This is a genomic window from Streptomyces sp. NPDC021115, from assembly GCF_044333065.1.
Classification (GTDB): domain Bacteria; phylum Actinomycetota; class Actinomycetes; order Streptomycetales; family Streptomycetaceae; genus Streptomyces.
This window is the reverse complement of the sequence record NZ_JBIRQF010000015.1, coordinates 29,527-55,885: the sequence shown is the minus strand read 5'-3', so window position 1 is coordinate 55,885 and position 26,359 is coordinate 29,527. Positions and strand designations below refer to the sequence as shown.

Genomic DNA, 26,359 nt, shown 5'->3' with positions numbered 1-26,359 from the left:
CGAGGAGAACCATGAGCGCCACTGTCTCTTCCCGGCAGACACTCGATCCGGCAGCTCCCGCGCGCACCGCTGCGGGGGGCGGAAGGGGCCGCGGCCGAGCGGGCAGGCAGCTGCACGCAGGCAAGATCACCTACGCCGTGCTGATCCTGCTCACCGTCGGCTCGCTCTTCCCCCTGGTGTGGACCGCCATCGCCGCCTCCCGCACCAACACCCGGCTGGCCCAGACACCCCCTCCCCTGTGGTTCGGCAGCAACCTCTTCAACAACCTGGACAAGGCGTGGAACGGCGCCAACATGGGCACCGCGCTGCTCAACACGACGGTGGTGGCGGGCACGGTCGCGGCGTCGACCGTGCTGTTCTCGACCATCGCGGGCTTCGCCTTCGCCAAGCTGCGCTTCCGCTTCAAGAACATCCTGCTGATGCTCACCATCGGGACGATGATGGTGCCGCCCCAGCTCAGCGTGGTGCCGCTGTACATGATGGTGGCCAAGCTGGAGTGGACCGACCAGCTCCAGGCGGTCATCGTGCCGACGCTCGTCAGTGCCTTCGGGGTCTTCTTCATGCGGCAGTACCTCTCGCAGGCACTGCCGACCGAGCTGATCGAGGCGGCGCGGATGGACGGCGCGAGCAGCTTGCGGATCATCTGGCACATCGTCTTCCCGGCCGCGCGTCCGGCGATGGCGGTGCTGGGAATGCTCACCTTCGTCCAGTCGTGGAACGACTTCTTCTGGCCGTTCATCGCGCTCACGCAGAACGGGAACCCGACCATGCAGGTGGCGTTGACCGGTCTGAGCCGTGGGTACACCCCCGATCAATCACTGATCATGGCGGGTGCACTGCTCGGCACCCTGCCGCTGCTGATCGCGTTCGTGCTCTTCGGCAAGCAGATCGTGGGAGGCATCATGCAGGGCGCGGTCAAGGGCTGAGACGTCCGCCCGCACCGCCCGCGCCCCGCGCACCGCCATCGCCTCCCTCTCCCCCGTTCCTCCCCGCACCATGACCTCGAATGGGAGCGCTTCCATGACCCTTTCCTTCCCGCCCGGATTCCTGTGGGGCGCGGCCGCGGCCGCCTATCAGGTCGAGGGCGCCGCGCAGGAGGACGGCCGCACCCCGTCCATCTGGGACACCTTCAGCCACACCCCCGGCAAGGTGCTCGGCGGCGACACGGGCGATGTCGCGGTCGACCACTACCACCGCTTCCGCGAGGACATCCGGCTCATGGCCGACCTCAACCTGGCGGCCTACCGCTTCTCGGTCTCCTGGTCACGCGTCCAGCCCACCGGCCGCGGACCCGCCGTGCAGCGCGGTCTCGACTTCTACCGCGGCCTCGTGGACGAGCTGCTGTCCGCCGGGATCCAGCCGGTGCTGACCCTCTACCACTGGGACCTCCCCCAGGAGCTGGAGAACACTGGAGGCTGGCCGGAACGCGAGACGGCCGAGCGGTTCGCCGAGTACGCCGGGATCGTCGCGGAGGCGCTGGGCGACCGCGTCGAGTACTGGACCACCCTCAACGAGCCGTGGTGCAGCGCCTTCCTCGGCTACGGCTCCGGGGTGCACGCCCCGGGCCGCACCGAGCGGCTGGCCCCGCTGCGCGCCGCCCACCACCTCAACCTGGCCCATGGCCTCGGCGCCCAGGCGCTGCGGGCCGCCCTCCCGGCCCGCGCCCAGATCGCCATCAGCCTCAACCCGGCCGTGGTCCGCCCGCTCACCCAGGACCCCGCGGACCTGGACGCTCAGCGCCGTATCGACGCGCTGGCCAACCGGGTGTTCAGCGGGCCGCTGCTGCGCGGCGCGTATCCGAGCGACCTCATCGAGGACACGGCGGCCATCACCGACTGGTCCTTCGTCCGCGATGGCGACCTGGCCGTCATCAAGCACCCCCTCGACGCCCTCGGCATCAACTACTACACGCCCTCCTTGGTATCAGCCGCCACCGACAACGGGGACCGGCCCGCCCGCCACGACGGCCACGGGGCCAGCACCCACTCCCCCTGGCCGGGCTCCGAGCGGGTCGCCTTCCACCAGACGCCGGGCGAGCGCACCGAGATGGGCTGGACCGTCGACCCGACCGGGCTGTACGACCTGCTGATGCGCTACACCCGGGAGGCGCCGGGGGTGCCGCTGTACATCACCGAGAACGGCGCCGCGTACGACGACAAGCCGGACGCGGACGGCCGGGTGCACGACCCGGAGCGGATCGAGTATCTGCGCGCCCACCTGGCCACCGCCCACCGGGCCATCGCGGACGGCGCCGATCTGCGCGGCTATTTCCTGTGGTCGCTGATGGACAACTTCGAATGGGCGTACGGCTACAGCAAGCGCTTCGGCGCCGTCTACGTCGACTATCCAACGCAGGCCCGCGTCCCCAAGTCCAGCGCCCTCTGGTACGCGGACGTCGCGCGCACCGGTGAGTTGCCGGACGCGTAATCCGGACTGCGGCTCCGCCCGGCCTGGGGGGCGGGCGGAGCCGCGCTTTCCCGTCTGTTTCCCCCGAATGGATTACCGCGTGGGCCACACGCCCGGCCGACGGGGCGGACGGCGGACGGTGCTGGTAAATGCATGAGATATGAGCAAACCAAAGGGCGAGACACTGGCCGGGTGGTTCGACGGGCGGGTCGGCCTCTTCAAGATGGCCAAGGCCAATCTGCGGAAGGTCTTCCCCGACCACTGGTCCTTCCTGATCGGCGAGATCGCCCTGTACACGTTCGTCATCATCATTCTGACGGGCGTCTATCTCACCTTGTTCTTCGAGCCCGCCATGAACGAGGTGGTCTACCACGGCAGCTACACGCCGCTGAGCGGCATCCGCATGTCCCAGGCGTTCGAGTCCACGATGGACATCACCTTCGATGTGCGCGGCGGCCTGCTGATCCGGCAGATCCACCACTGGGCGGCCGTGCTCTTCATCGCGAGCATGATCGCCCATATGATGCGCACGTTCTTCAACGGCGTCTTCCGCAAGCCGCGCGAAATCAACTGGCTCTCCGGTGCCGGACTGCTGATTCTCGGCATGTTCGACGGCTTCATGGGCTATTCGCTCCCCGATGACCTGCTGTCCGGCACCGGGCTGCGCTTCATGGAGGGCGCGATGCTGTCAGTGCCGATCGTCGGCACGTATCTGTCGTTCTTCTTCTTCGGCGGGCAATTCCCCGGGACCATCATCGTCTCCCGGCTCTTCACCCTCCATGTGCTGCTCATTCCCGGTATCATGCTCGGCCTGCTGGCCGTCCATATGATCCTGCTCGTCTATCACAAGCACACCCATCACCCCGGGCCCGGCAAGAGGAACATGAATATCGTGGGTCCGCCGCTGTGGCCGGTCTATGTCGCCAAATCCGGGGGATTCTTCTTCCTCGTCTTCGGCATCACCACCCTGATGGCGGGCATCGCCCAGATCAATCCGATCTGGATGTACGGCCCCTACCGGCCCGACCAGGTGTCCACCGACGCCCAGCCCGACTGGTACATGGGCTACTCCGAGGGGCTGATCCGGCTGATGCCGGGCTGGGAGATCAACCTGTGGGGCCACACCCTGGTCCTCGGCATCTTCATCCCCTTGATCGTCTTCCCGATGGTGCTGCTCGCCATCTGGCTCTATCCGTTCCTCGAAGCATGGATCACCGGCGACAAGCGGGAACACCATCTGAACCAGCGCCCGCGCAACGCCCCCACCCGCACCGCCTTCGGCGCCGCCTGGATCGGCCTGTACACGGTCCTGCTGATCGGCGGCGGCAACGACCTCTTCGCGACCCACTTCCATCTCTCGATCAACGCGATCACCTGGGCCGGCCGGATCGGCTTCTTCCTCGTACCGGTCGTGGTGTTCGCCATCACCCGTCGGGTCTGTCTCGGCCTCCAGCGGCGCGACCGGGACAAGGTGCTGCACGGCCGCGAGACCGGCACGCTCCAGCGGCTGCCGCACGGCGAGTACATCGAGCTGCACGAGCAGCTGTCACAGGGCGAGCGGTACACGCTGACGTCGTACGAGCAGTACGAGCCCCTGGAGCTGCCACCGGCGGTGGACGGGGAAGGAGTCGAACGGAAGCTGTCCCGCTCGGTGCGGCTGCGGGCCCGGCTGTCCCGCTTCTACTTCGGCGAGGGCGGCCAGATCGCCAAGCCGACGGCCGAGGAGTACCGGGAGCACCAGGAGAGCCGACAGCACTAGGAGGTCAGCCCTGGGTCAGCCCTCGTAGGCGCCCAGTGCCTTGGTGAACGCCAGCGCGCCCTGCTCGATCGAGCTGCATATCGCCGACGCCGAGGACTGGGTGCCGCCCGCGCACTGCTTGTCGCGGGTCGCGGACCACATGGACAGCCTGCCGAGCCCCTTGGCCTCGGCGAACCGCACCAGCTCCGTGGCGTCCTCGACCGTGAAGATCTCGTTCTTGACGTCGTTGACGCCGATCATCGGGGTGACGGCGACGGCCTTCCACGCCTCCTCGTCGCTCAGCCCGAGGGCGCGCTTGAGCTGCTTCTGGGTCGCGGTGGCCGCCTGGATCGCGTACCGGCCCATGTCGTCGTCGAAGGAGCTGCCGTAGTCCATGGCCATGATGTTGACCGCGGAGACCTCCACCCCGTTCTTCCGGGCGTCGGCGACCAGCTCGGCGCCGTCCCGGGTGAGGCCGGTGGGCATCACGGGCAGGGTGAAGGAGACGTCCAGACCGGGCTTCTTCTTCTGGAGCGCGGTGATGGCCTGCGCCCGGCGGGTGCTGGCAGCGGCGTTCTGCAACGCCTTGCCCTCGATGTCGAAGTCGACCTTGGTGAGCGCGAACCGGTCCACGACCTCGCCGTACGCCGCGGTCAGCTCCTCCACCGAGCGGCAGGTCAGGGCCAGTTCGTTCCCCGACTGGCCGCCGAAGGAGACCCGGATGTCGCCGCCCGCCGCGCGCAGCGCCTCGGTCTGCCGGGCCACCTTGTCGGCGCCGAGGGCGGTCCGGCCGCCCCACTGGGGGGTGCAGCCGCCGCCGGGTGAGACGAAGCCGAGGGTGAACTCCTTGACGCCGGTCTTCTTCGCGGTGCCGACCATGTCGTAGGGCGCGTGGAGCGAGGTGTCGATGTACGGGGCGAAGCGCGCGGACGCGGGCTTCCCCACCCCGTTCCCCGCCCCGCCCCCGGCGCTCTCCCCCGGGCTGGTGCCCGGCGTCGTGCCGGGTGTCGTCCCCGGGGCGGCCCCCGGGCCCGTCCCGGGCCCCGTGCCCGCGCCCATGTCCGGTGCCTCGTCCACCGCGTCCCCGCCGCCGACCGCACTGCTCAGCGCGAACGCCGCCCCGCCCGCCACGAGGACGGCGGCGGACGCTCCTATCGCCATCGTGCTCCGGCCCATGGTGCGACGGCGGCCCCTGCGGCTCATCATGTGCCTGCCCTGCGTACGGAGTTGGAGGTGGTTTACGGGGGGCACGCTAGCGAGCTGGTCCGGTGCTCACGACCGGATCATCGGAATCCAACAGATTTGCCGCCGGTCACTCGAAGACGGCCGCCGGGGGTGCCGGGGACTGCCGGGCCGTCGCGTCGGTGACGGGGGCCGCGCCGCCGGTGAAGTCCGCGAGCGCGCGGCCGTGTTCGACCCGGGCGGGGTGCGGATCCCCGGCGGCGCGGCGGGTCAGCTCGGCCACCGGCAGCTCGTGGTCGGCGGCCAGCAGCACGGCGTTGCCGAAGCGGCGGCCGCGCAGCACGGCGGGGTCGGCGGTCAGGCACACCTCGGCGAACGCGGCGCGGGCGGTGGCGATCTGGGCGCGCAGATGGGCCAGCGGCGGCCCGTCGGCGACGTTCGCCGCGTAGAGCCCGCCGGGGCGCAGCACCCGGCGGACCTCGGCCAGGAACTCCAGGCTGGTCAGGTGCGCGGGGGTGCGGGCCCCGCTGAAGACGTCGGCGATGACCAGATCGGCCCAGCCCTCGGGCACCTTGGCGAGCCCGGCCCGCGCGTCGCCGCCGCGCACCCGTATCCGGTCGCCGGGGCCGAGCGGCAGCTCGCGCCGTACGAACTGGACGAGCGCGGCGTCGATCTCGACGATCTGCTGGGTGGAGCGGGGCCGGGTCGCCGCGACGTAGCGGGCGAGGGTGAAGGCGCCGCCGCCCAGATGGACGGCGTGCAGCGGGCGCCCGGGCGGGGCGGCGAGATCGGCGGCGTGGCCGAGCCGCCGCTGGTACTCGAAGTCGAGGTGGGCGGGGTCGTCCAGGTCCACATGGGACTGCGGCTTGCCGTCCAGCAGCAGCGTCCAGCCGCGCGGGCGGTCGCGGTCCGGCACCAGCTCGGCGAGGCCCCCGTCGACGGGTGCGGCGATCGGCTCCGGGGTACGCCCCCGGCCTGCCGCGCGCCCGCGCTCCGCCGCTCGCTTCCTTGTGCCTTTCGCCATGTGCCCCAGTATGAGCCGGGCCACCGACAACCGGTCCGCCGGTCTCCTGACCAGCGGTTACCCGACCGGCTGCCCGGCGGTCACTGGCAGCGGTCGACGGCCTCGATGGTGCGGGCCGCCTCGCCGAGCGCGGCCCGCAGCTCCGCGGGGTCGGTCGCACCGGTGTACGCGGCGTCCGGTGGCACCAGCCAGTGGGTGGCGCTCTGTCCCAGGGCGCCGCCGTCACTTATGCGCATGCCGCGCCCGGCGGTCTGGGTGCAGTCGCTGCCCTCCAGGTCCCAGCCGTCCGCGGTGCCGGGCGGCACCAGGAAGCCGAGCGTGTCGCAGGCGTTGTCATGCATCACGGGGCCGAGGCCGTCACAGCCTCGACGCAGGATGTCCACCGCCTCCAGCCCCTGGCGGGCGGGCACGGTGACCAGATCGCAGTCCTGGCGCTGGTGATGTTGGGCAGTCGTCCGCGAGCGGCTGATGTCCACTCCGGCCTCCCTCTTCATCGGGTTGCACAGGGTTCAACGCTCGGCAGTGTCAACGGCTACGGCCGAATGCCGCCGTAAAGGATGGCAGTTCATGGCAGATCGAGGGCGACTTGTCTTTATTGCCGTGAATATCTGGATGTCGGGAACGTCATAACCGGTACGGTTCTCCCCCGCCGACACGGCAGCCGATTCGGCAGCACCGTAGGGAGGGTCACCATGAGGCCGCTTCCGGACTCCTCCTCGTCCTCGTCACCCCGGCCGAACACCGCGTTCCGGCTGTTGCGCGGACAGCTCTCAGCGGCCGAGTTCGCGGCGTCCGTACGGCGCGCGGCCCGCGAGATCGGCGAACAGGTCTCCTGCGACGCGCGCTACATCGGACGCGTCGAGTCGGGGGCGATCCGCTGCCCCAACTACGCGTACGAGCGCGTCTTCCGCCACATGTTCCCCGGCCGCGCCCTCACCGACCTCGGTTTCACCCCCCGCGAGACGGTCCGGGGCCGTCCCGTCGGGCCCGCCGCCGTCCCGGCGCCCCGCCCGGAGCCCGCGGCCCGTCCTGAGCCGGAGCCCCCCGCCCCGGTCGACATCGACGTCTTCGAGGAGAGCGAACTGCTACGGCGCGCGTTCATGGCCGGTGGGGCGGCGACCGCCGCCGACGCCGTACGGACCTCACGGCGGTCCGGACAGGCCGGGGCAGCCGCCGTGGAGGAGGCCGTGCGCCGCATCCGGCTGCTGGACGACCGGCACGGCGCGGACAGCCTCTACGTCCACACTGCACGCCCGCTGAGCGCCGCGTACGCGCTGCTCGACGCGGGCGGCCACAGCCGGTCCGTCGTGGAGCGGCTGTACGCGGGCGCGGGCGAACTGGCCATCTCGGTGGGCTGGCTCGCCCATGACTCCGGGCGGCTCACCGACGCCCGCTCGCACTACGCGGAGGCGCTGGCGACCGCGCGCGTCACGGGCGATCCCGCCCTGGAGGCCCACGCGTTCTGCAACACCGCCTTCCTGGCCCGCGACGCGGGCCGCCCGCGCGAGGCCGTCCGCGCCGCCGAGGCCGCGCAGCGGGCCGCGCGGCGGCTGGCCTCGCCCCGGCTCCTGTCGCTCATCGCGCTGCGCGAGGCGGGCGGCCGGGCCTGGCTGGCGGACCGCGGCGGCTGCGAACGGGCCCTGCTGCGCGCCCAGACGCTCTTCGGCCGCGGCCCGTGCGGCGACGACCCGGAGTGGATGACCTTCTTCGGCGAGGCCGAACTGGAGGGACTTGAGGCGCAGTGCTGGTCGGCCCTGGGCGACTGGGGGCGCGCGGCGGAGCACGCGCGCCGCGCGGTCTCCCTCCAGAAGCCCCACTTCACCCGCAACATCGCGCTGTTCACCACGGAGCTGGCGAGCGATCTGGTCGCGGACGGCGAGCCGGAGGCGGCCGCCGCGGCGGCGGGCCGCGCCCTGGGGCTGATGGACCAGGTCACGTCCTCCCGGATCCGCCGCATGCTGGAGGACACCGCCCGGCTGCTGCGCCCGCACGGCCGCAACGCGGCGGTCGCGGACTTCCTGGCCCGCTATCAGCAGGCCGGTCGCGAGAGTCCGGTGTGACGGTGGGCAGGTCCGACGGCGGGACTGGCGGCGTCCCGTCCGCCGTGCGCGCGGTGACCGGGCGTCAGGCCAGGTGCCCGGTGTCGTTCCAGCGCTCGATGGCCGGTTCGCCGTACGCCCAGCCCAGGATCGACAGGGACGTGGGGTCGAGGCGTATGCGGGCCGCGAAGGAGGCGTCGTAGCCGAGCCAGCGGGCCCCCAGGGTGCGCAGGATGTGGCCGTGCGCGAAGACCAGCACATCGCGGTCGGCGGAGCGCGCCCACTCCACCACCGCGTCCGCCCGGGCGGTGATCGCGGCAAGGGACTCGCCCTCCGGGACGCCGTCGCGCCAGATGAGCCAGCCGGGGCGGGCCGTCTTGATCTCGCCGGGGGTCATGCCCTCGTACGCGCCGTAGTCCCACTCCAGCAGGGCGTCCCAGGCACTCGCCCGGTCGCCGAACCCCGCCAGTTCACAGGTCTCCTTGGCCCGGACGAGCGGGCTGGTGCGCACCTCGACGTCCGGCAGGCCCGCCCACGGCTCCTGACGCAGCCGCTCGCCGAGCAGCTTGGCGCCGCGCCGCCCCTCGTCCAGCAGCGGGATGTCCGTACGGCCGGTGTGCTTGCCCAGGAGCGACCACTGCGTCTGTCCGTGCCGGGCCAGGAGGATGCGTGGTGCCATGGGGGTCGCCTTTCACCGGATACATGCGTGCCGCGCGTCCCGTGCGCCCTGACGCGCGACCGCCCGCGGATATCTGCGCGTATACGCGCCCTGGGGAACGGATCGCTGTCCGTTCGTCGTCCATCCATCATCGCGCACGTGATCGAGAGGCAACCTCGGGGGGACTCCCGGCGTCTTCCCCCTCGCGCGGTCATCTGCCGTGGGGCCCCGGGGGCGGTGCGGGGCCCGCCTCGACTACACCGTACGGTTGATCGCGCGCCATGTTGTGGCCGCCTGACTTTTAACTGGGAGAGCGTCCGGATGCCCCTTACCGCGCCCCGTGCCGGAGTGACACTGGGCAGTCGGCCCCGTTGGTGGACCGAGCTGCCGCTGATCGCGGTGGTGTACCTCGCGTACGCGGGCGGTCGGCTTCTGGGCCAAGGCGATGTGTCCACCGCCGTCGGCCACGGCCTGGCCATCCTCCGTTTCGAGCGGCGGTTCAACATCGATTTCGAGTCACCGCTCAACGACTTCTTCACCAGCCACGCCTGGATAGGCATACCGGCCGACTTCGTGTACGCGTCGCTCCACTACGCGGCCACCCCGGCGGTCCTGGTGTGGCTGTGGAAGCGCGGCCGGAGCGCGGACTACCGCTTCGCCCGCACCTGGCTGCTGATCACCACGATGATCGGTCTGATCGGCTTCGTCGTGGTGCCGACCTGCCCGCCGCGGCTGCTGGAGGCGGGCCAGGGCTTCGTCGACACGATGGCCCAGTACAGCTCGTACGGCTGGTGGGGCGGTGACGCGAGCGCGCCGCGCGGCATGGGCGGGCTCACCAACCAGTACGCGGCGATGCCGAGCCTCCATGTGGGCTGGGCGCTGTGGTGCGGAATAGCGCTGTGGTGGCAGGGGCGCTCGGTGTGGCCGAAGATCGTCGCCGTGGTCTACCCGCTGCTCATCGCCCTCGTGGTGATGGGCACCGCGAACCACTACTTCCTCGACGCGGCCGCCGGTGCCGCCGCCGTCGGCGTCGGCGCGGTACTGACCCGGCCCGCGCTGCGGCTCGCGGGCGCCGTCCGCGACCGCTTCCGCCCGGTGCAGGCCGCCACCGCGACCGGCGCCGCGACCGCCACCGCGGCCCGTACGGCCGACGATTCCCCCGAGGCGGACGCCGCCGGAAACCCGGCCCCGGCCGCGAATGTCAGTGACAAGTGCGAGACTTCGGCCCGTGAACGGGAACGGATCCCCCGACAGCAGAGCAGGGGCTCGGACAGGCAACGTACGGATGGCGGCGACGGCGGCGGACGGCAAGCCGGTGCCGGTGCCGGCCGCGCCCGGGGCACCGGAGCGGGCGGCGGAAGCTCCGCCGCGGCCGACGACGGCGCTGCGGCACCAGCTCGCTGAGCTGCGCGGCCCGTCCGCCGTTCCGCATCCGATGGACGCCCGCGCGCTGGCCGCGCTGGCGGCCAACCCCGGCTGCCGCCGCCGCGCGCTGCTCGACGGCGCCGGGGTCGACAAGGGCGCGCTCGCGCGGGCGCTCGGGGCGCCAGCGCCGTTCGGCCAGTCCCAGTTCGCGCACCAGCGCGGCAACACCTTCGAGGCCCGGGTCAAGGCGGACCGCGGCACCCAGCTCATGACCCTGCTGCACGAGCGGCTGACCGACGGTTCGGCCGCGCCCGACCCGGCCACCACCGCGACCCCCGACCTGACCGCGGCCGGTCCCCAGGGGCGCACGGCCCGTACGGCACTGGCGCTGCGGGAGGCCACGGCGGCGGGGCGGTGGGCACTGCTCGACCATCCGATGGTGAGCCTGGACGTCGCGGGCTCCCCCGCCTTCCTGGAACCGGACGCGGTGGTGGTGCACCCCGACGGCTCCTGGACGGTCGTCGAGATCAAGTCCTTCCCCATGGTGGACGGCGCCGCCGACCCGGCCAAGGTCGGCGCGGCGGCCCGCCAGTCAGCCGTCTACGCCCTGGCCCTGGAGCGGATCGCGGCCCACCTCGGGGAGCCCGTGGAGGGCCCGGAGGGCAAGGCGGACAGCGTATCGGCCCGGGTGCGGCACGAGGTGCTGCTCGTCTGCCCCAAGGACTTCTCCAACCTGCCGACCGCCGAGCTCGTCGATGTGCGCAAGCAGCTGTCCGTGACCCGGCGGCAGTTGGGCCGCCTCACCCGGATCGAGGAGATCGCCGCCGCCCTCCCCGAGGGCACCACGTTCGACCTGGGGCTCACCGAGGACGGCCGGACCGCGACCCGGCCCCTCGAGGAGCTGACCGCCGCGGTCGAGACGGTGGACGCGGCGTACGCACCCGAGTGCCTGTCCACCTGTGAACTGGCCCTGCACTGCCGGGCGCGGGCCCGGTCGGCGGGTGCCGTCGAGTCGCTGGGGCGCGGCGTCCGGGGCGAGCTGGGCGGGCTCACCACGGTGGAGGCCGTGCTCGCGGCCGCCCTGGAGCCCGGTGGTGCACAGCCCACCGGCGACCCGGCCGTGGACACCCTGCGGCGCGCGGCGGCCCTGCGCGCCGAGGCCCTCGCGCTCGCCGCCGGGCAGCCCGATGCGGGGCCCGTGGAGGCGGCATGTCGCTGATCACCACGCTGGCCCGGATGGAGGCCGTCCGGGAGGGCCGGGCGCGGCCCGTCGCCACGGTGCGGCACCGTCATCTCTCGCGGCGGCCACTGGCGTTCGTGCCGCTGACCACCGCGGGCGAGACGGGCGCGCCGCTCGGCGCCCTGGTGGGCACCGAGCGGGACTCGCCGCGGCTGCTGGTCGTGTCGCAGCCGCGCAACCGCGATCTGCGGTTCGCGTTCCTCTCCGCACTGGCGGAGGAGATGCTTCCGTATCTGGAGGGGTACGCGGACGACGTCGAGCTGGAGGAGCGCAAGGAGACCGACCCGGAGACCGGGAAGAAGGTGCCGGTCCAGGTCGAGCTGTGCGCGGACGCGCCGCAGCTGCTGGTGCCCAGCGGCGCGGGCGTGGCGTTCGTCCGGCTGCTGGGGCGGTCGATGCGGTTCCGGCGCACCGCCGAGCAGGACCCGGAGACGCCGTTCCCCGCGCCTCCGCGCGTACCGCTGCTCGGCCGGTGGCTGACGCACTACGGGGAGCGGTCCCGGGTGCCAGGATCCTCGCTGCTGCTGTCGCTGACCGAGCTGCTGGGGCGGCACTGGGCGACCGGGCAGAGCAATCTGGAGGACCAGCACCTCGGGTCGCTGCTGGCCTGGATCGACCCGCCGCAGGGCGTCCCGGGCGCGGAGGCCGCGCTGCACACCGAGTCGGCGCGGGACGGGGACGGGCAGCTGCTGTACCCGCCCGCGGGTCCCGCCACCGATCCGGCCTTCGACAACAAGCTGCTGGCCCCGGCGATGTCCCGGTACGACGCGGCGCGCTCCGAGGTGACCGGCGGCGTGGCGGGCGGGGAGGCGCGGCTGCGGGCGGCCGAGGCGGAGCTGCACGAGCTGATCGCCTCCCAGCTGCGGCCCACCTGGGACGCGCTGTGGCGGGGCGTGGATCTGCTGCGGGAGCTGCCGGAGGGGGCGCGGGTCGCGGACCGCTGGAAGCGGGACCGCTGGTCGTACACGGCCCACAGGGACCGGATCCGGGCCGGTGAGCCGCCCCAGCCGAAGCTGGACGACGCGGTGACGGCCGCGCAGAAGCTCGCGGCGCGGGAGACGGCGCAGGCCCAGCTGGACGCGCAGGAGGCGCTGGACGATCCGCTGGTCATGGCGGGGCGGCGGTTGTCGGGAGAGGCGTTCGCCGGCGAGGTCACCGAGGTGGAGATGGCCTGGTCGGAGGCGAAGGTGCCGCGGCCGAGGCCGCTGGTCACGGTGCGCACCGACGACCGTCCGCATCTGGCCGAGCGGATCAAGCTGTACCGGGTGATGGACGACGGCCGGACGCAGACCGCGGAGTTCGCCTGGGATGCCGAGGAGCCCGCCGATACGGAGGAATCCGGGCAGCCCGGCAGGGCCTCCGTCGCGTTCGTGGTCCGGCTGACCGGTGGGATGGGCCGGGGCAAGGAGCCGGAGCCGGGTTCGGTGCCCGAGCCGGGCGACCGGGTGTGCTGGACGCTGTTCGAGCACGCCCCGCGCGGCGGTCCGGATCTGCCGGACCCCGAGAGCACGCCCTGGACCCACGGCGGCCCGCCGGACGCCGCCGCTCCCGAGCAGGCTCCCGACCCCGTGACCGAGGAGGACTACTTGTGATCGCCACGGACCGGGCGGCCCGGGCGGGGCGGGGCGAGCCGTTCGACCCGTCGGCCGCGGCCGCGCGCGCGACGGACGCGATCCTGCACGACACGCTGCACGGCACGCACCGCGGCGTCGTCGTGGACTCCCCGCCCGGTGCGGGCAAGTCGACGCTGGTGGTCCGGGCGGCCCGGGAGCTGGCCGCCGCCGGGCGGCCGCTGATGGTGGTGGCGCAGACCAACGCGCAGGTGGACGATCTGGTGGACCGGCTCGCCACGGCGGACCCGGACCTTCCGGTCGGGCGGTTGCACAGCAGCGATCCGCATCCGTACGACCCGGTGCTCGACGGTCATCCGGCGGTGCGCTGCTCGGCGAAGGTCGCCGATCTGGCCGGGCTCGGCATCGTGGTGTCCACGGCCGCCAAGTGGGCGCACGTCAAGAACGTCGAGCCGTGGAGCCACGCGATCGTGGACGAGGCGTACCAGATGCGCTCGGACGCCCTGCTGGCCGTCGCCGGGCTCTTCGAGCGGGCGCTGTTCGTCGGCGACCCCGGGCAGCTCGACCCGTTCAGCGTGGTGGGCGCCGATCAGTGGGCGGGGCTCTCGTACGACCCGTCGGCGAGCGCGGTGACCACGCTCCTGGCCCACAATCCGCGGCTTCCGCAGCACCGGCTGCCGGTGTCCTGGCGGCTGCCCGCGTCGGCCGCGACGCTGGTCTCGGACGCGTTCTATCCGTACACGCCCTTCCGCAGCGGCACGGACCACGGCGACCGGCGGCTGAGCTTCGGGGTGGCCTCGGACGGTTCGGGGCCTGACCGGGTGCTGGACGAGGCCGCCGTCTCGGGGTGGGGGCTGCTGGAGCTGCCCGCGCGCCGTACGCCGCGCACCGACCCGGAGGCGGTGGCGGCCGTGGCCCAGGTGGTCCGGCGGACGCTGGACCGGGGCGGCGCGGCGGTCAGCGAGCGCGCCGACGAGCCGGTGCCGCTGACCGCCGACCGGATCGCGGTCGGCACCGCCCACCGCGACCAGGCGGCGGCGGTGCGGGCGGCGCTTGCGGAGCTGGGGGTGTCGGGCGTCACCGTCGATACGGCGAACCGACTCCAGGGACGTGAGTTCGATGTGACGGTGGTGCTGCACCCGCTGTCCGGCCGCCCGGACGCGACGGCCTTCCACCTGGAGACGGGCCGTCTGTGCGTGCTGGCGTCGCGCCACCGGCACGCGTGTGTGGTGGTGTGCCGGGCGGGAGTGGCGGAACTGCTGGACGAGCACCCGTCGACGGAGCCGGTGCAGCTGGGGGTAACGGTGAAGTTCCCCGACGGCTGGGAGGCGAACCACGCGGTCCTCTCGCACCTGGCCGAACACCGCGTCTCCTGGCGTCCCTGACGCCACCCTGGCCCCCGCCCGGCCCCCGGCCTCCGTTCCGTCACGGTCCGGGGGCCGGGGGCTGGGTTCGGAGCGGGGGCCGGTGGGGAGACACCCCTGGTGGGGGCGGCGCTCTTGCCTCTCGCGCGACAATGGGAGCAGGACGCACCGTGAAACCCGACGTGTCTCACGACCCAGGAGGAGAGATCACATGCCCGAGCCGGACCCGGCGGGGGGCCCGCACAGCGCCGCGCCACGGCGCATGAAACCGGCCGCGCTGCTCTTCGAACCCGCCGCCGCCGTCAGGGACGAGGCGCACTTCTTCGACCTGGAGTCGATCGAGGATCCCCGCGAACTCCTCAGCCGCTCGACCGAGCTGGTGCTCGCGTTCCGCGCGGCGACGGACCGGGCCATGGAGTTCCAGGCGATGGCGGCCGCGCAGCTCGCCGACCCGAGACGGTTCGACCGGCTGACCCCCGCCGTGATCGCCGAGCGGGCGGAGTGGACGGAGGACTACGCCAAGAAGATGATCGAGTTCGGTCGCGAACTGATACAAAGCGGCGAGCTGCCGGACTGATGGGCGTACTCCGTACGGAAAACCCGCACGAACGGCCAGCGTCCTGCCGCGATCATGCGCCCGGGGCATATGCGGGCGGAAGGTACCCCATCACCCTTCGCCATGTCCTGGTTTTGCCGCATCCCCCGACACCTCTCCTGCCGACGGTAATTGTAGAAACATGAGCAGAACGCCTCGGGACTCACTTCACACCGCCGCCTACGTCACCCCGGCCGGCGCGGACTGGCTCGCCTCCGCCAGCCGGTCCCCCCGCGGCGTCCACGCGCTCTGGGCGGAGCATCCGGCGACCTCGGTCCCGCTGCCGTGCGGCACCGCGTTCGACGTCGTGAGCATGGACCCGCTCTTCGGCCGCCGCGTGGTCAGCCGGTTATGGACCGATGGGCCCGGCACGGGCCCGGTGGCGGCCCAGGGCGGCCGGGTCATGCTCTTCGCGACCCCGGGCGCGGCCCAGCGGCTGCCCGCGCTGCTCGGCTGGGAGGAGTGGGGCGGCGCGGCGCCGCCGCTGCTCTGCTACGGCTGGGGGGACACGGTGACCGTACCGCCCCTGTACCCGCTGGACCCCGGCTCGGCGGAGCCCGAGCCCCCGGCGGAGATCGCCTCGTACGACGCCCCCTCGCCCCGCTGGCTCGTCGCCCCCGACGTCCGCAGCCCCTGGCTGCCCGGGCCCGAGGTGCTGCTGTGGGCATGTGTGCGGGCGGCCCGTACGCTCCGTACCGCCGCCGGTACGGACGCCGACGACACGGCTGTGACCAGCGCACCCGCCCTGTTTCCGGGCTGAAGGATATCGATTTTCACTTCGCCTGACCCGGGTGCTAAGGTCTTCTACGTCAGCAGGCGCCGCTAGCTCAGTTGGTTAGAGCAGCTGACTCTTAATCAGCGGGTCCGGGGTTCGAGTCCCTGGCGGCGCACAGACATACGAAAGGCCCCTCACCACACGTGAGGGGCCTTTCGTATATTCCAGGGTTTCCTTCTAGGCGCGGGCCGTCAGGCGGGCCACCGCCGCTTCCGGGCCGGGCATCGACCGGGCCTCCTCCCGCAGCGCGCGGGCCGCGACCACGTACGACGGCTGCTCCAGCAGCGCGAAGAGGTCCCTGGCCAGCTGGGCACCGGCCGCCCGGGCGGTGCGGGGCGAGCCGCCGAGGAGGCCGGCGGGGGTATGCGCGCCGGCGCCCGCGAGAGCCACCCGCACGCCGTTGAGCTGCTGCTCGGGCCGGGGCGCGACGATCAGCTGCGGCACCCCGGCCACGGCGGCGGCCAGCACGGCGGCCCCGCCGCCCTGGTGGAGCACCGCGCGACAGCCCGGCAGCACCCGGTGCAGCGGTACGGCGGGCGGCGGCCCGTCGGCCGCGGTGCCGAGACGGACGACCTCCACCCCGCGCGCCTCGGCCGCCCGCAGCGCCGCCCGGACGCCCTCGGGCGGGCCCGCGGGGTCCTCCCACACGGCACAGATCCGAGTGGGCCCGGCGCCCGGCCCGGGGCGGTTCGGGTCGTACGACGGCTCGCCCACCGCGTCGCGCGCCCCCTCGTACGCCCCGTACGACGCTTCGTACGGCGCCTCGTAGCGCGACGCGTAGTGCGGTTCGTACGGCCGCTCATGCGGTGCCTCGTACGGAACGAACCGCACCGGAAGCCGCCGCTCCGGCGAGGGCAGCGCCAGGCTCGGCGGGCAGGGATCGAGCCACACCTGCGGTTCACGCGCCGGATCGGCCCCGTAACGCCGCATCAGGCGTGCGTAGCCGGGCAACGGCGGGCCGTCGAGCCGCTGCCGGTCCAGCCGCAGCAGCGCCGCGCTCCCCCACAGCTGGCCGACCGCGGGCACGCCCAGCGCCGCCGCGGCCACCGTGCCCGCGTACGTACTCGCGTCGTGCACCACCAGCTCCGGCTGCCAGCAGCGGGCGTACGCCACCAGCCCCTGCGCCATCGCCTCGGCGACGGCCACCCGCCGGTCGCCGAGGGCGCGCAGCACGCCGTGCTGCTCCTGGCCGAGCACCCCGGGCCGCACCGGCCAGTCCGCGGGCCAGATGCCGCGGGCGCGGCGCGCCACGGCCGGTGGCAGGCCGGGCGAGCGGGGCAGCACCCCGGCGGGCACCGGCATCAGCCCGGCCCGGGCGACCGCCGCCGCGCAGCCGCCCGGGACCGCGACCCGCACCTGGTGGCCCGCCGCGAGGAACGCCCGGGCGAGCGGCACCAGCGCGACCAGATGCCCGCCCGGGGCCCAGGTCGTGAACAGGACGCGCAACGATCCCTCCCCGATCAGCCGCCGGTGAGCGCGAGGGTGTGGCCGGTGAGATGGGTGTTGGCCGCCGAGCACAGGAACAGCAGGGCCTGCGCGGCGGCCCCGGCCACGGAGGGCGCGCCCTCCGGGCACACCGCGTTGACCAGCACGCCGTCCGCCGCCACCTGCCCGCTGAGGCCGCGGGCCAGACCGTGCAGCCCGGCCTCGGCCGCGCCGTGGAACTCGTCGGGCACCCGGCGCGATGACACCAGCGCGATCCGGCCCCAGCCGCGCTCCCGCATCCCGACGACGGCGCACTGCACCGTACGGATCACCGGCGCGAGGCTGTCCGCGACGACCGGCAGCCAGTCCCCCTCGGGGATGTCCTCGAAACGGGCGCGCGGATCGCAGCGCGCGCCCCGCCGCCATGCGTTCGCCACCAGGACGTCGAGGGTGCCCCAGCGCTCCTCGACGGCGGCCACGACCCAGCGCGGCGACGCGGTGTCCTCCAGTGCGTACGGCACGGCGAAGGCCCGGTCGCCGTCCGGGCCCGCCAGCTCGGCGGCCAGCTCCTCGGCGGTCTCCCGGCGGTTACGGAAGGCCAGCGCCACCCGCGCGCCCTGCGCCGAGAAGGCACGGGCGGCGGCCCGGCCGACGACGCCGGTGGCGCCGGTGACCAGGACCGTGCGCCCGTCCAGGCCGAGATCCATCATGGGCGCGCCACCATCGCCCGGTCCGGCGCCCCCGCCTCGGCCAGCTGGTCGCGCAACGACCGGACCGTGCCGAACCGCGGCCGCCAGCCCAGCAGCAGCCGGGCCCGGGAGATGTCCACCCGCTGCCAGCCGGGGCCCGTGGGGTGACCGCCCGCGCCCGGCTCCTCCAGCAGCGGCACGCCGAGCCCGCTGAGCACGATCATCCGCTCCACCAGCCGCCGCACACTCAGCGCCTGCCCGCAGCCGATGTTGACGACCTGTCCGCTCGCCCGGGGCGCGGTCGCCGCGGCGAGGGCCGCGGCGGCGACATCCCGGACGTCCACGAAGTCCCAGTGGCCCTCCAGCGGTTCCAGCCGCAGCGGACCGGGGCAGTGTGCCGCCAGATGCCGGGCGGCGGTGCCCAGGACGTCGGTGCGGGGCGCGCCGGGGCCGACGGGATGGGCGATCCGCAGCACCGTGCCGTCCACCGCACCGGCCCGGGTGGCGCGCAGCAGGGTCTGCGCGCCGAGCAGCTTGGTGCGGCCGTACGCGCTGACCGGCAGGGGCGGCAGATCCTCGGTGATGCCGACGCCCCGGCACACCGGGCCGTACTCGTGGACGGTGCCCAGCTGCACCAGCCGGGGCCGGTGCGGCAGCGCCGCGGCGGCCTCCACCAGGGTGCGCACCGGCTCCGCGTTGGCCGCGGCCAACTGCTCCTCGGTGCCGCCGCCGGTGAGCCCCGCCGCGTTCACCACGACATCGGCTCCGGCCTCGGCGAGCACGGCGGAAAGCTGTGCGGCCGGGGCGCGGGTCAGGTCGAGACCGGCCCAGGCCACGGCCTCACCTGGCTCCGGCTCCCGGCGGGAGACCACCAGCACCCGGGCGCCCACGGCCTCGAACGCGCGCCGGACCGCGCCGCCCAGGGCTCCGGTGCCGCCCAGCACCACGACGGACAGCCCTGCCGCGTCTGTCATCCTCGGCACCATCGGCCCCCTCCTCGCGGTCGTTCCCGGCAGCGCTCTCGTGAGAACGCCATGCTCGTGAGAACGCCATGGTCGCCGCCGTGACTCGAGCCCGCCTCGACCCGCGCCGGGGCCGACACGCGTCGGCCGTCATGGACGCCCGCACACCCGGGCATCCATGACGCGGATCGACGGGCCGCTGTACGCGATGCGTTGGAGCATCGTGCGGTGCAGTGGGGTGTGACGCAGCGCCCGGGCGAGATAGGGGCGCACATGAGTGGCGAACGCGCCGCCCGAGAGCAGGGCGCGGCTGTGCCGGGTCTGCATCCGTATGACGGCCGCGACATCGGGCCCCCGGCGCCCCTCGAAGGCGGCGAGGCGATCCGCGCCGAGGTCGCCCGCGGCCAGCGCGCCGACGAGCACCGGGTGCAGCACCACCGCGTCCTGGATGGCGAGGGTGATGCCCTGGGCGGCGATCGGGCCATGGGTGTGGGCGGCGTCGCCGATCAGCACCAGCCCGTCGTCCACCCAGCGCCGGGCGCGGGCCGAGAAGACGTCCAGCAGCCCGAGGTCGCCCAGGGTGCGGATCTGCTCGCGGATGGCCGTGGCGTACGGCGGGACGGCGCGCGCCAGCCGCTCCCTGAGCCGGTCGGGGCCGAGCGCGGTGAGGGCGCGGTGGCCGTGCTGCGGCAGCGTCCAGCCGAGGTGTATGCGGTCCGGCCAGGAGCCGTAGACCACCACCGGGCCGTCCCCGGTGCGGAACACCCGCACCTCGCGGAGCGGCGGGGCGTCCGGGCCGCCCGCCCTGAGGGTGCACGACAGCAGCACCTGGTGCAGCGCCTCGGTGCGGCCCGCGCCGATTCCGGCCAGCCGCCGGACCCGGGAGTAGCGGCCGTCGGCGCCGATCACGGCCCGGGCCCGCACGGCGCAGCGCCCGGGCGGGCCGTCGGCGGTGACCCCGGCGATCCGCCCGTCCCGCCACACCAGACCGCCGACCCTCCGGCCGGGCAGATAGCGGAAGCCGGGCCACCGGCGGCAGTGGGCGAGGAGTTCGTCCAGCAGATGCGTCCGGGGAAGGGACAGCAGATGGTCGTACGGGGCGGGCAGCAGCCGGTAGTCGGCCTCCAGCAGCATCCGGTCGCCCTCGAACAGCCGGAACCGGTCGTGCTCCTGGGCGCCGCGCGCCCGCGCCCCGGCGAGCACCCCCAGCTCGTCCAGCAGCGCCAGCGCGCCGGGCTGGAGGATTTCGCCGCGGGCATCCCGCTCGTGCGCGCGGGCGCGCTCCAGCACCGTCACCCGCGCCCCTGAGCGCAGCATCAGCAGCGCCAGGACGAGACCGGCCGGGCCGCCGCCGACCACACAGACGTCGGTGTCGACCTCCTGTCGTGCCGTCACCACCGGACTCACCCCTCGTCGAGCAGGGCCACCGCGCGGGTCCAGCCCGCGCCCGCACCCGCGGTCTTCACGGGGAAGCAGGCGACCCGGAAGCCGGTGGGCGGCAGGGTGTCCAGCCGCGCCAGCCGCTCGATGTGGCAGTACTCCCGGCGGCGGCCCGCGAAGTGCGCGGGCCACAGCGCCGACCGGTCGCCGGTGGCGTGATAGCGGCGGATCATGTCGTGGAAGGGCGCGTCGAGGCTGAACGCATCGGTGCCGATCACCCGGACCCCCAGGTCGAGGAGGTAGTCGGTGGCGGGGCCGTCGAGGCCGGTGAAGTCGGTGAAGTAGCGGGGCGTACCGGCCCAGCAGGCGGCGCCGGTGTGCAGCAGGACGACATCCAGCGGGCGGGGGCGGCAGCCGGTCCGGGCGAGCGCCTTCTCGATGTCGTCGACCCCGGCGGTGCGGGTGTCCGGGTCGGCGGCGCAGGTGATGTCCAGGACGTGCGCCGGGCGCAGGAACCACTCCATCGGCATCCGGTCGATGACGCGCGGCGTCCCGTGCGCACCGGTGGCACCGGAGGGCGCGGGGGCGTCCACCGGTGTGGACAGGTCGATGATGCGCAAGGCGCCCCCTCGGCTGGAGTCGGATGTCGGACGGGCGGTCGGCGGGATTCGGCGGAGTCGTCGGGAGTCGGCGGGCGTCGGCGGGCGTCGGCGGGAAATGCGCTACGGCTCCGCTTGCCCGCGCGGGGGGATCGGGCAGCGGAGCCGTAGCAGACCCGGCTGAAGGGCGGCGCCGGGCGTTCGGGGGAATGCGGGCCAGTCGGCGGGCGCGAACGGCCCCGTACGGACGGACGGGAGGACCTGGAGCGCCGGGCCGACCGGGTCAGGCGGCGAACAGGTCGAGCACCGGGCGGCGCCACTGCCCGTCGAGGTCGAGGTCGAGCGCGGGGTCAGAGGCGAGCACCGCCTGCTGGAGCTTCTGGAGCCGGGGCGACGGTTCGAGCCCCAGGTCCTCGACGAGCCGGGCGCGCAGGCCCTGGTAGACCTCCAGCGCCTGCCAGGGGCGGCCCGCCCGGTACAGCGCGGCCATGCACTGGGCGTGCAGCCCCTCGTGCAGCGGATGGCGGGCGGTCAGCTCGGTCAGCTCGGTCAGCAGCTCGGCATGGCGCCCGAGCCGCAGATCGGCCTCGATGCGGCGCTCCAGAACGCCGAGGCGGCTCTCTTCCAGCCGGGCCAGCTCGATCTCCAGGACCGGACCGACCTTCACGTCGACCAACGCCGGACCGCGCCAGACCGCAAGCGCCTCGCGCAGCAGCAGGGACGCCTCGACATCGTCCCCGGCGTCGAGCGCGTCGCGCCCCGCGGCCACCAGCCGGTCGTACTCATGGATGTCGACCGCGCCCGGCTGCGCCTCCAGGACATAGCCGCCGTACCGGGTGGCCAGTACATCCTTCGACGCCTGCGGCGCCTGGGGGCCGTAAGCGGCGGCCAGCCTGCGGCGGAGCTGGAGGATGTACGTCTGCAAGGTGGTGGGCGCGCTGCGCGGCATCTGCGTGCCCCAGATTTCCTCCATAAGAGTGGGCACCGGCAGCATCTGGTTGGCGTAGACGGAAAGCAGTGCAAGGATCTGCCGCGGCTTGCCCGCGCTGGGCACGATCGACTGACCGCACGCCTCGACGCTCAGCGGCCCCAACACCTTGATGTCCATGGTCCTGTACCTCCGTCAACGGTCCGTCAGGTGCCTCCTGGCCGCGCGGCCGTGCCATCGAGGCACAGAAAAGACTCGCGGGTGAGCGGTGCATCCGACCAGTGCCGGAATACCGAACTCGGTATGAGTCCTGGGAGTTCGACCCATGACAAATTCACACCCTGGGAGAGCCTGTGATGACGGAAGCCTCCATCCCTCCGCAACCCACGCGGTCCCCGTCCGACGCCGACGGCGGCGCCCCGGCAGCCGCACCTGACACCGGCTTGGACGGCCTGGACGACCTGGTCATCGAGGATCTGACCGGCGCCTCCTGGTCCGCCGTCGCACCGCGCATCTGCATCTGCACGTTCAGCGGGGAATGAGAGGACGGGGGGCGCATGGCAGGCGAACTGGGCTTCACCCCGCATCTGCGGGTCGAACCGGTGCCGGGCGAGGCCGTCTACCTGGTCTCCGAGCACGGCGTCACCGCACTGCACGGGCAGGCCATCGCGGCGCTCGCGCCGCTGCTGGACGGGTCGCGTGACCTCGCGCACATCCTCACCGAGGCCGCCCGCGCGCCCGGCCCGCCGGGCGCGGTGCCCGCCGGACAGGCCGAGCGGGTCATCGCGCGGCTGCGGGCGGCGGGGCTGGTGTCCGAGCGGGAGCCGACCCACGCTCCAGGCCCCGAGGAGGCGTACTGGGAGCTGGCCGGGCTGGGCGGCGGGGACGGTCGCTCCATACGCCCGGCCGCACGCCCGGGCGCGGCCTCCGTGGCGTCGGTGATCCTCGGTTCGGCCGACCCCGCCGAAGTCGTCCGGGCGCTGCGGGCGGCGGGACTGCGGGCGGCGGGCCCGGCGGACGGGGAGGAGGCGGGAAGCGGCCGGGCGGCCACGCAGGGCCGGGAGTGCCGATGGGCCGTACGTCAAGTGGGCCCCCGTCAACATGGCGCCGCAGAACTCACCCTTGTGGTGTGCGACGACTATCTCGATCCGCGGCTCGCCGCCGTCGACGCCGCCCATCGCGCCGCGGGCCGCCGCTGGCTGCCCGTCAAACCGGTCGGCACCCAGGCGTGGCTCGGCCCGTTCCTCGGCGCCCCCGACGACCCGTGCTGGGCGTGTCTGGCCGACCGGCTGTGGCGGGGGCGGCAGGCCGAGGCGTACCTCCAGCGCAGGCTGGGCCGCCCGGGGCCGGTGCCGCGGCCGCCCGCCTCACTGCCCGCGAGCCGTGCGGCCGCGCTCCAGCTGGCGGCCCTGGAGGCCGCCAAGTGGCTGGCCGGGCACCGGCATCCGGGCCAGCGGGCACTGTGCACTCTGGACAGCCTCACCGCCACCGTGGAGCGCCATCCGCTCTCCCGCCGCCCGCAGTGCGCGGGATGCGGGAATCCGGCGCTGGTCGCGGAGCGGATACGGGCGCCCCTGGCCCTGCCGTCGCCGCGTAAGCCCGACGACGGCCACATAGCCCCCACGGACGACACCGACCCCGACGACGGCAACACCGCCGACGACGCCTCACCACGCCGCGTCATGGAGCGCTACGGCCATCTGGTCGACCCCGTCACCGGCCTGGTCACCGAGATCCGCCGCGATCCGCGCGGTCCGGCCTTCCTCAACTGCTACCACGCCCGGCACCCCTCGTACGCGTCGTACGCCGCCTCCCCCACCGGCCTGGACGCGGTGCGCGCCGGGCTGCGGGCCGCCGCCCACGGCAAGGGGCGGACCGCCGAGCAGGCCCGGGCCAGCGCCCTGTGCGAGGCCCTCGAGCACTACAGCGGCCACTTCCAGGGCGACGAACCGTGCCAGCGCGCCGCCTACCGCGCGCTCGATCCGGCGGAAGCGGTGCATCCGGACGCCGTCCAGCTCGTGGACCCGCGGCAGTTCGGAAGAACGCTCCCGGACCGGACCGCGTCCGCGCGCCACCGGCTCCCCGATCCGTTCGACGAGGACGCCGAAATCGACTGGACGCCCATGTGGTCGCTGACCGCCGAGCGGCACCGGCTGCTGCCCACCGCGCTGCTGTACTACGGCGCCCCGCAGCCCCCGGGGCGGCGCTGCTGCCGGGCCGACTCCAACGGCGCGGCCGCCGGGTCCACGCTCGCCGATGCCGTCGTACGGGGCTTCCTGGAGTTGGTGGAGCGGGACGCGGTCGCCCTGTGGTGGTACAACCGCACCCGTCAGCCCGCGCTCGCCCTGGACGCCTTCGACGACCCGTGGCTGGCCGAACTGCGCCGCGCCCACGCCCGGCTGCGGCGCGAGGTGTGGGCGCTGGACCTCACCACCGACCTCGGCATCCCGGTGGTCGCCGCGCTCTCCCGCCGGACCGACAAGCCCGCCGAGGACATCACGCTGGGATTCGGCGCCCACTTCGACCGGCACACCGCGCTGTGCCACGCCTTCGCGGAGCTGAACCAGATGCTGCCCGCGGTGGTCGAGGCCCGCGCCGACGGGGGCGGATACGGCGCGGCCGACCCGGAGGCGCTGCGCTGGTTCCGCACCGCGACCGTCGCCGACCAGCCCTATCTGACGCCCGATCCGGAGGCCGTGCCGCTTCCCGGGACGGCCGCTCCCCCGGGCGGCGAGGCCCTGGCCGCCGTCCGGGAGGCGGTCCGGGCGCGCGGGATGGAGCTGCTGGTGCTGGACCAGACCCGGCCGGATGTGGGGCTGCCGGTGGCCAAGGTGCTGGTGCCCGGACTGCGCCCGCACCGGCCGCGGTTCGCCCCGGGCCGGCTGTACGACGTCCCGGTGGCGCTGGGGCGGCTGCGGCGGCCGACCGCGTACCGCGACCTGAACCCCGTTCCCCTCTTTCTGTGATTCTTCCTGTGATCCCCGGTGACAACCCGTAACTCTGTGTACACCATGAGTCTTCGCCGCACCCCCTCCTCCCCCGCAAAAGATCGGATACTCTCGGGCAAGCCGCCCAATCCGGCCCGACGATCCGGAGGACGAGTGCAGAGGAGCCTCTTGCCCGACGCTGCCGGGAAAAAGCCGCCGCGCGACCACGACGACCTGGCGCCGCGCCTGGCCGTGGTGATCACGGTGGTGGTGCTGCTGGGTTACTTCACCGTCGCCGTGACGTACGTGGTCGAAGGGCTCCCCCCGGGGAGCGCGATGGACGCGGCGGTGCGGATGCTGGAGATCCTGCCAGTGCTGGCCGTGCTGCTGGGCATCCAACTGCTGCACTCCTTCCCCGGCCTGGCGCCCCGGCTGGCCACCGCCCGGCACTGGACGCTGCTGCTCCAGGCGACGCTGACCTTTCTGCCGTTCGCCGTCTTCGAGCAGGCGTGGCTGGGCATGCCCGGCTTCCTGGCGGGCTCCGGGCTGCTGGTGCTGGCCCCGGCGGTGGCCTGGCCGACGTTCGCCGCGATCCTGGTGATCACCGATGTGCTGCTGTTCCAGGTGGGATTCGGCTGGGACAAGGTCGCGTACACGACCGTGTCCACCACGATCACCGGGCTGGTGGTCTTCGGCCTCTCCCGGCTCTCCGGGCTGGTCGCCGAGGTCTCCCGGTCGCGCGCGGAGCTGGCCCGGCTGGCGGTCGCGCAGGAGCGGCTGCGGTTCTCCCGGGACGTGCACGACCTGCTCGGCCTCAGCCTCTCCACCATCACCCTCAAGTGCGAGCTGGTGCACCGGCTGGTGCCCCGGCAGAACGACCGGGCCCAGCAGGAGCTGGCCGAGATCCTCAGTACGTCCCGTCAGGCGCTCGCCGACGTACGCGCGGTGGCCAGCGGCTACCGCAAGATGTCGCTGTCCGCGGAGGCGGAGACGGCCCGGTCCATGCTGGCCGCTGCGGGCATCCGGGCCACCGCGGACATCGACTGCGGACCACTGCCCGAGCGGGTGGACACGGTGCTGGCGAGCGTGCTGCGCGAGGGGCTGACCAATGTGCTGCGGCACAGCAAGGCGGACCACTGCGCGATCACGGCCCGGCGGGCGGGGTCCACGGTGCGGCTGACGCTGGTGAACGACGGGGTGGGCAAGCCGTCCACCATCCTGCGCGCCGACAGCATCGCCGGGACCGCGGGCACCGACGGCGGCAGTGGGATCGGCAACCTCCGGGTGCGGCTGTCGGGGCTCGGCGGGCGGCTCTCGGCGGATCTGCGGCCCGAGGGCTGGTTCGAGCTGCGGGCCGAGCTGGAGGTGACCACGGGGACGCAGCGGGGCGGGCGCGGGCGCGGTACGGAGGAGGAGTTCGGCCCGGCGGTGACGGCGTAACGGCGCGATGCCGCGACGTCCGGCCGTCCCTGGCGCCCGCTAGGGAAGCACC

The 26,359-nt window shown here is 73.8% G+C and carries 22 protein-coding genes, 1 tRNA gene and 1 pseudogene; 14 read left to right on the top strand and 10 right to left on the bottom strand.

Features of this window, described 5'->3' with window-relative positions; genetic code table 11:
* Nucleotides 1-11 precede the first annotated feature (11 nt).
* The 3 genes from ACH4TL_RS33590 (at nt 12) to ACH4TL_RS33580 (ending at nt 4,165) form a co-directional block, all read left to right on the top strand.
* Nucleotides 12-926, top strand: coding sequence for a carbohydrate ABC transporter permease (locus ACH4TL_RS33590; protein WP_398323958.1), 915 nt, complete (start codon nt 12-14; stop codon nt 924-926).
* 94 nt (nt 927-1,020) lie between these two features.
* Nucleotides 1,021-2,427, top strand: a complete 1,407-nt coding sequence (locus tag ACH4TL_RS33585; RefSeq protein ID WP_398323960.1) for a glycoside hydrolase family 1 protein — start codon at nt 1,021-1,023, stop codon at nt 2,425-2,427.
* A 139-nt stretch (nt 2,428-2,566) separates the two neighbouring features.
* Nucleotides 2,567-4,165 carry a cytochrome bc complex cytochrome b subunit gene (locus ACH4TL_RS33580; RefSeq protein WP_398323962.1) on the top strand — a complete coding sequence of 533 codons (1,599 nt, stop codon included), beginning with the start codon at nt 2,567-2,569 and terminating at the stop codon, nt 4,163-4,165.
* 15 nt (nt 4,166-4,180) lie between these two features.
* Here ACH4TL_RS33580 and ACH4TL_RS33575 read toward each other — a convergent pair whose 3' ends face one another.
* The 3 genes from ACH4TL_RS33575 to ACH4TL_RS33565 all read right to left on the bottom strand — a co-directional run bounded on the left by ACH4TL_RS33575 (nt 4,181) and on the right by ACH4TL_RS33565 (nt 6,844).
* Nucleotides 4,181-5,350 (bottom strand): chitinase, encoded by a 1,170-nt coding sequence (locus ACH4TL_RS33575; RefSeq protein WP_398323964.1) that lies wholly within the window; start codon nt 5,348-5,350, stop codon nt 4,181-4,183.
* Nucleotides 5,351-5,456: 106 nt separating this feature from the next.
* Complete coding sequence (locus ACH4TL_RS33570) at nt 5,457-6,350, bottom strand: spermidine synthase (RefSeq protein ID WP_398323966.1); 894 nt, start codon at nt 6,348-6,350, stop codon at nt 5,457-5,459.
* An 80-nt stretch (nt 6,351-6,430) separates the two neighbouring features.
* Nucleotides 6,431-6,844 (bottom strand): hypothetical protein, encoded by a 414-nt coding sequence (locus tag ACH4TL_RS33565; protein ID WP_398323968.1) that lies wholly within the window; start codon nt 6,842-6,844, stop codon nt 6,431-6,433.
* 198 nt (nt 6,845-7,042) lie between these two features.
* Here ACH4TL_RS33565 and ACH4TL_RS33560 point away from each other — a divergent pair, with 198 nt between their 5' ends.
* Complete coding sequence (locus ACH4TL_RS33560) at nt 7,043-8,410, top strand: tetratricopeptide repeat protein (RefSeq protein ID WP_398323970.1); 1,368 nt, start codon at nt 7,043-7,045, stop codon at nt 8,408-8,410.
* A 64-nt stretch (nt 8,411-8,474) separates the two neighbouring features.
* On the opposite strand, the gene ACH4TL_RS33555 is transcribed toward ACH4TL_RS33560, so the two are convergent.
* Complete coding sequence (locus tag ACH4TL_RS33555) at nt 8,475-9,068, bottom strand: histidine phosphatase family protein (RefSeq protein ID WP_398323972.1); 594 nt, start codon at nt 9,066-9,068, stop codon at nt 8,475-8,477.
* A gap of 300 nt (nt 9,069-9,368) precedes the next feature.
* Here ACH4TL_RS33555 and ACH4TL_RS33550 point away from each other — a divergent pair, with 300 nt between their 5' ends.
* From ACH4TL_RS33550 to ACH4TL_RS33520, 7 genes are all read left to right on the top strand, one after another.
* A complete protein-coding gene (locus tag ACH4TL_RS33550) occupies nt 9,369-10,451 on the top strand; it encodes a phosphatase PAP2 family protein (RefSeq protein WP_398323974.1) in 1,083 nt (360 codons plus the stop codon).
* Nucleotides 10,333-11,631, top strand: a complete 1,299-nt coding sequence (locus tag ACH4TL_RS33545) for a hypothetical protein (protein ID WP_398323976.1) — start codon at nt 10,333-10,335, stop codon at nt 11,629-11,631. The genes ACH4TL_RS33550 and ACH4TL_RS33545 overlap by 119 nt, the downstream gene beginning before the upstream one ends.
* Entirely contained in the window at nt 11,622-13,244 is a 1,623-nt protein-coding gene (locus ACH4TL_RS33540; RefSeq protein WP_398323978.1) for a hypothetical protein, read from the top strand. Before ACH4TL_RS33545 ends, ACH4TL_RS33540 begins: the two co-directional genes overlap by 10 nt.
* Nucleotides 13,241-14,608 carry an AAA family ATPase gene (locus tag ACH4TL_RS33535; RefSeq protein ID WP_398323980.1) on the top strand — a complete coding sequence of 456 codons (1,368 nt, stop codon included), beginning with the start codon at nt 13,241-13,243 and terminating at the stop codon, nt 14,606-14,608. The genes ACH4TL_RS33540 and ACH4TL_RS33535 overlap by 4 nt, the downstream gene beginning before the upstream one ends.
* A gap of 190 nt (nt 14,609-14,798) precedes the next feature.
* Nucleotides 14,799-15,164, top strand: a complete 366-nt coding sequence (locus ACH4TL_RS33530; RefSeq protein ID WP_398323982.1) for a hypothetical protein — start codon at nt 14,799-14,801, stop codon at nt 15,162-15,164.
* 160 nt (nt 15,165-15,324) lie between these two features.
* Nucleotides 15,325-15,942: a bifunctional DNA primase/polymerase gene (locus ACH4TL_RS33525; protein WP_398323984.1), complete on the top strand. Its 618-nt coding sequence runs from the start codon at nt 15,325-15,327 to the stop codon at nt 15,940-15,942.
* A 56-nt stretch (nt 15,943-15,998) separates the two neighbouring features.
* Nucleotides 15,999-16,072: transfer RNA gene (locus tag ACH4TL_RS33520), tRNA-Lys, on the top strand.
* Between the two features lie 62 nt (nt 16,073-16,134).
* Here the strand turns inward: ACH4TL_RS33520 and ACH4TL_RS33515 are convergent.
* The 6 genes and pseudogenes from ACH4TL_RS33515 to ACH4TL_RS33490 all read right to left on the bottom strand — a co-directional run bounded on the left by ACH4TL_RS33515 (nt 16,135) and on the right by ACH4TL_RS33490 (nt 22,120).
* Nucleotides 16,135-17,403: a nucleotide disphospho-sugar-binding domain-containing protein gene (locus ACH4TL_RS33515; RefSeq protein ID WP_398323986.1), complete on the bottom strand. Its 1,269-nt coding sequence runs from the start codon at nt 17,401-17,403 to the stop codon at nt 16,135-16,137.
* Nucleotides 17,404-17,417: 14 nt separating this feature from the next.
* Nucleotides 17,418-18,092 carry an SDR family NAD(P)-dependent oxidoreductase gene (locus ACH4TL_RS33510; RefSeq protein WP_398323988.1) on the bottom strand — a complete coding sequence of 225 codons (675 nt, stop codon included), beginning with the start codon at nt 18,090-18,092 and terminating at the stop codon, nt 17,418-17,420.
* Nucleotides 18,089-19,045, bottom strand: coding sequence for an NAD-dependent epimerase/dehydratase family protein (locus tag ACH4TL_RS33505; RefSeq protein WP_398323990.1), 957 nt, complete (start codon nt 19,043-19,045; stop codon nt 18,089-18,091). Before ACH4TL_RS33505 ends, ACH4TL_RS33510 begins: the two co-directional genes overlap by 4 nt.
* Before the next feature lie 138 nt (nt 19,046-19,183).
* Nucleotides 19,184-20,428, bottom strand: coding sequence for an FAD-dependent monooxygenase (locus tag ACH4TL_RS33500; RefSeq protein ID WP_398323992.1), 1,245 nt, complete (start codon nt 20,426-20,428; stop codon nt 19,184-19,186).
* A gap of 8 nt (nt 20,429-20,436) precedes the next feature.
* A pseudogene (locus ACH4TL_RS33495) lies at nt 20,437-21,012 on the bottom strand (cyclase family protein); the annotation flags it as partial.
* Nucleotides 21,013-21,295: 283 nt separating this feature from the next.
* Entirely contained in the window at nt 21,296-22,120 is an 825-nt protein-coding gene (locus ACH4TL_RS33490) for a BTAD domain-containing putative transcriptional regulator (RefSeq protein ID WP_398323994.1), read from the bottom strand.
* Between the two features lie 176 nt (nt 22,121-22,296).
* Here ACH4TL_RS33490 and ACH4TL_RS33485 point away from each other — a divergent pair, with 176 nt between their 5' ends.
* The 3 genes from ACH4TL_RS33485 (at nt 22,297) to ACH4TL_RS33475 (ending at nt 26,307) form a co-directional block, all read left to right on the top strand.
* Nucleotides 22,297-22,482, top strand: coding sequence for a hypothetical protein (locus ACH4TL_RS33485; RefSeq protein ID WP_398323996.1), 186 nt, complete (start codon nt 22,297-22,299; stop codon nt 22,480-22,482).
* A 15-nt stretch (nt 22,483-22,497) separates the two neighbouring features.
* The gene (locus tag ACH4TL_RS33480; RefSeq protein ID WP_398323998.1) at nt 22,498-24,906 is read left to right on the top strand and encodes a TOMM precursor leader peptide-binding protein; all 2,409 of its coding nucleotides are present in this window, start codon (nt 22,498-22,500) and stop codon (nt 24,904-24,906) included.
* Between the two features lie 150 nt (nt 24,907-25,056).
* Nucleotides 25,057-26,307, top strand: a complete 1,251-nt coding sequence (locus ACH4TL_RS33475) for a sensor histidine kinase (RefSeq protein WP_398324000.1) — start codon at nt 25,057-25,059, stop codon at nt 26,305-26,307.
* Nucleotides 26,308-26,359 lie beyond the last annotated feature (52 nt).

Coding starts and splice junctions, on each gene's coding strand:
- ACH4TL_RS33590 (WP_398323958.1), top strand. CDS start 12: ATGAGCGCCACTGTCTCTTCCCGGCAGACACTCGATCCGGCAGCTCCC.
- ACH4TL_RS33585 (WP_398323960.1), top strand. CDS start 1,021: ATGACCCTTTCCTTCCCGCCCGGATTCCTGTGGGGCGCGGCCGCGGCC.
- ACH4TL_RS33580 (WP_398323962.1), top strand. CDS start 2,567: ATGAGCAAACCAAAGGGCGAGACACTGGCCGGGTGGTTCGACGGGCGG.
- ACH4TL_RS33575 (WP_398323964.1), bottom strand. CDS start 5,350: ATGATGAGCCGCAGGGGCCGCCGTCGCACCATGGGCCGGAGCACGATG.
- ACH4TL_RS33570 (WP_398323966.1), bottom strand. CDS start 6,350: ATGGCGAAAGGCACAAGGAAGCGAGCGGCGGAGCGCGGGCGCGCGGCA.
- ACH4TL_RS33565 (WP_398323968.1), bottom strand. CDS start 6,844: ATGAAGAGGGAGGCCGGAGTGGACATCAGCCGCTCGCGGACGACTGCC.
- ACH4TL_RS33560 (WP_398323970.1), top strand. CDS start 7,043: ATGAGGCCGCTTCCGGACTCCTCCTCGTCCTCGTCACCCCGGCCGAAC.
- ACH4TL_RS33555 (WP_398323972.1), bottom strand. CDS start 9,068: ATGGCACCACGCATCCTCCTGGCCCGGCACGGACAGACGCAGTGGTCG.
- ACH4TL_RS33550 (WP_398323974.1), top strand. CDS start 9,369: ATGCCCCTTACCGCGCCCCGTGCCGGAGTGACACTGGGCAGTCGGCCC.
- ACH4TL_RS33545 (WP_398323976.1), top strand. CDS start 10,333: ATGGCGGCGACGGCGGCGGACGGCAAGCCGGTGCCGGTGCCGGCCGCG.
- ACH4TL_RS33540 (WP_398323978.1), top strand. CDS start 11,622: ATGTCGCTGATCACCACGCTGGCCCGGATGGAGGCCGTCCGGGAGGGC.
- ACH4TL_RS33530 (WP_398323982.1), top strand. CDS start 14,799: ATGCCCGAGCCGGACCCGGCGGGGGGCCCGCACAGCGCCGCGCCACGG.
- ACH4TL_RS33525 (WP_398323984.1), top strand. CDS start 15,325: ATGAGCAGAACGCCTCGGGACTCACTTCACACCGCCGCCTACGTCACC.
- ACH4TL_RS33510 (WP_398323988.1), bottom strand. CDS start 18,092: ATGATGGATCTCGGCCTGGACGGGCGCACGGTCCTGGTCACCGGCGCC.
- ACH4TL_RS33505 (WP_398323990.1), bottom strand. CDS start 19,045: ATGACAGACGCGGCAGGGCTGTCCGTCGTGGTGCTGGGCGGCACCGGA.
- ACH4TL_RS33490 (WP_398323994.1), bottom strand. CDS start 22,120: ATGGACATCAAGGTGTTGGGGCCGCTGAGCGTCGAGGCGTGCGGTCAG.
- ACH4TL_RS33485 (WP_398323996.1), top strand. CDS start 22,297: ATGACGGAAGCCTCCATCCCTCCGCAACCCACGCGGTCCCCGTCCGAC.
- ACH4TL_RS33480 (WP_398323998.1), top strand. CDS start 22,498: ATGGCAGGCGAACTGGGCTTCACCCCGCATCTGCGGGTCGAACCGGTG.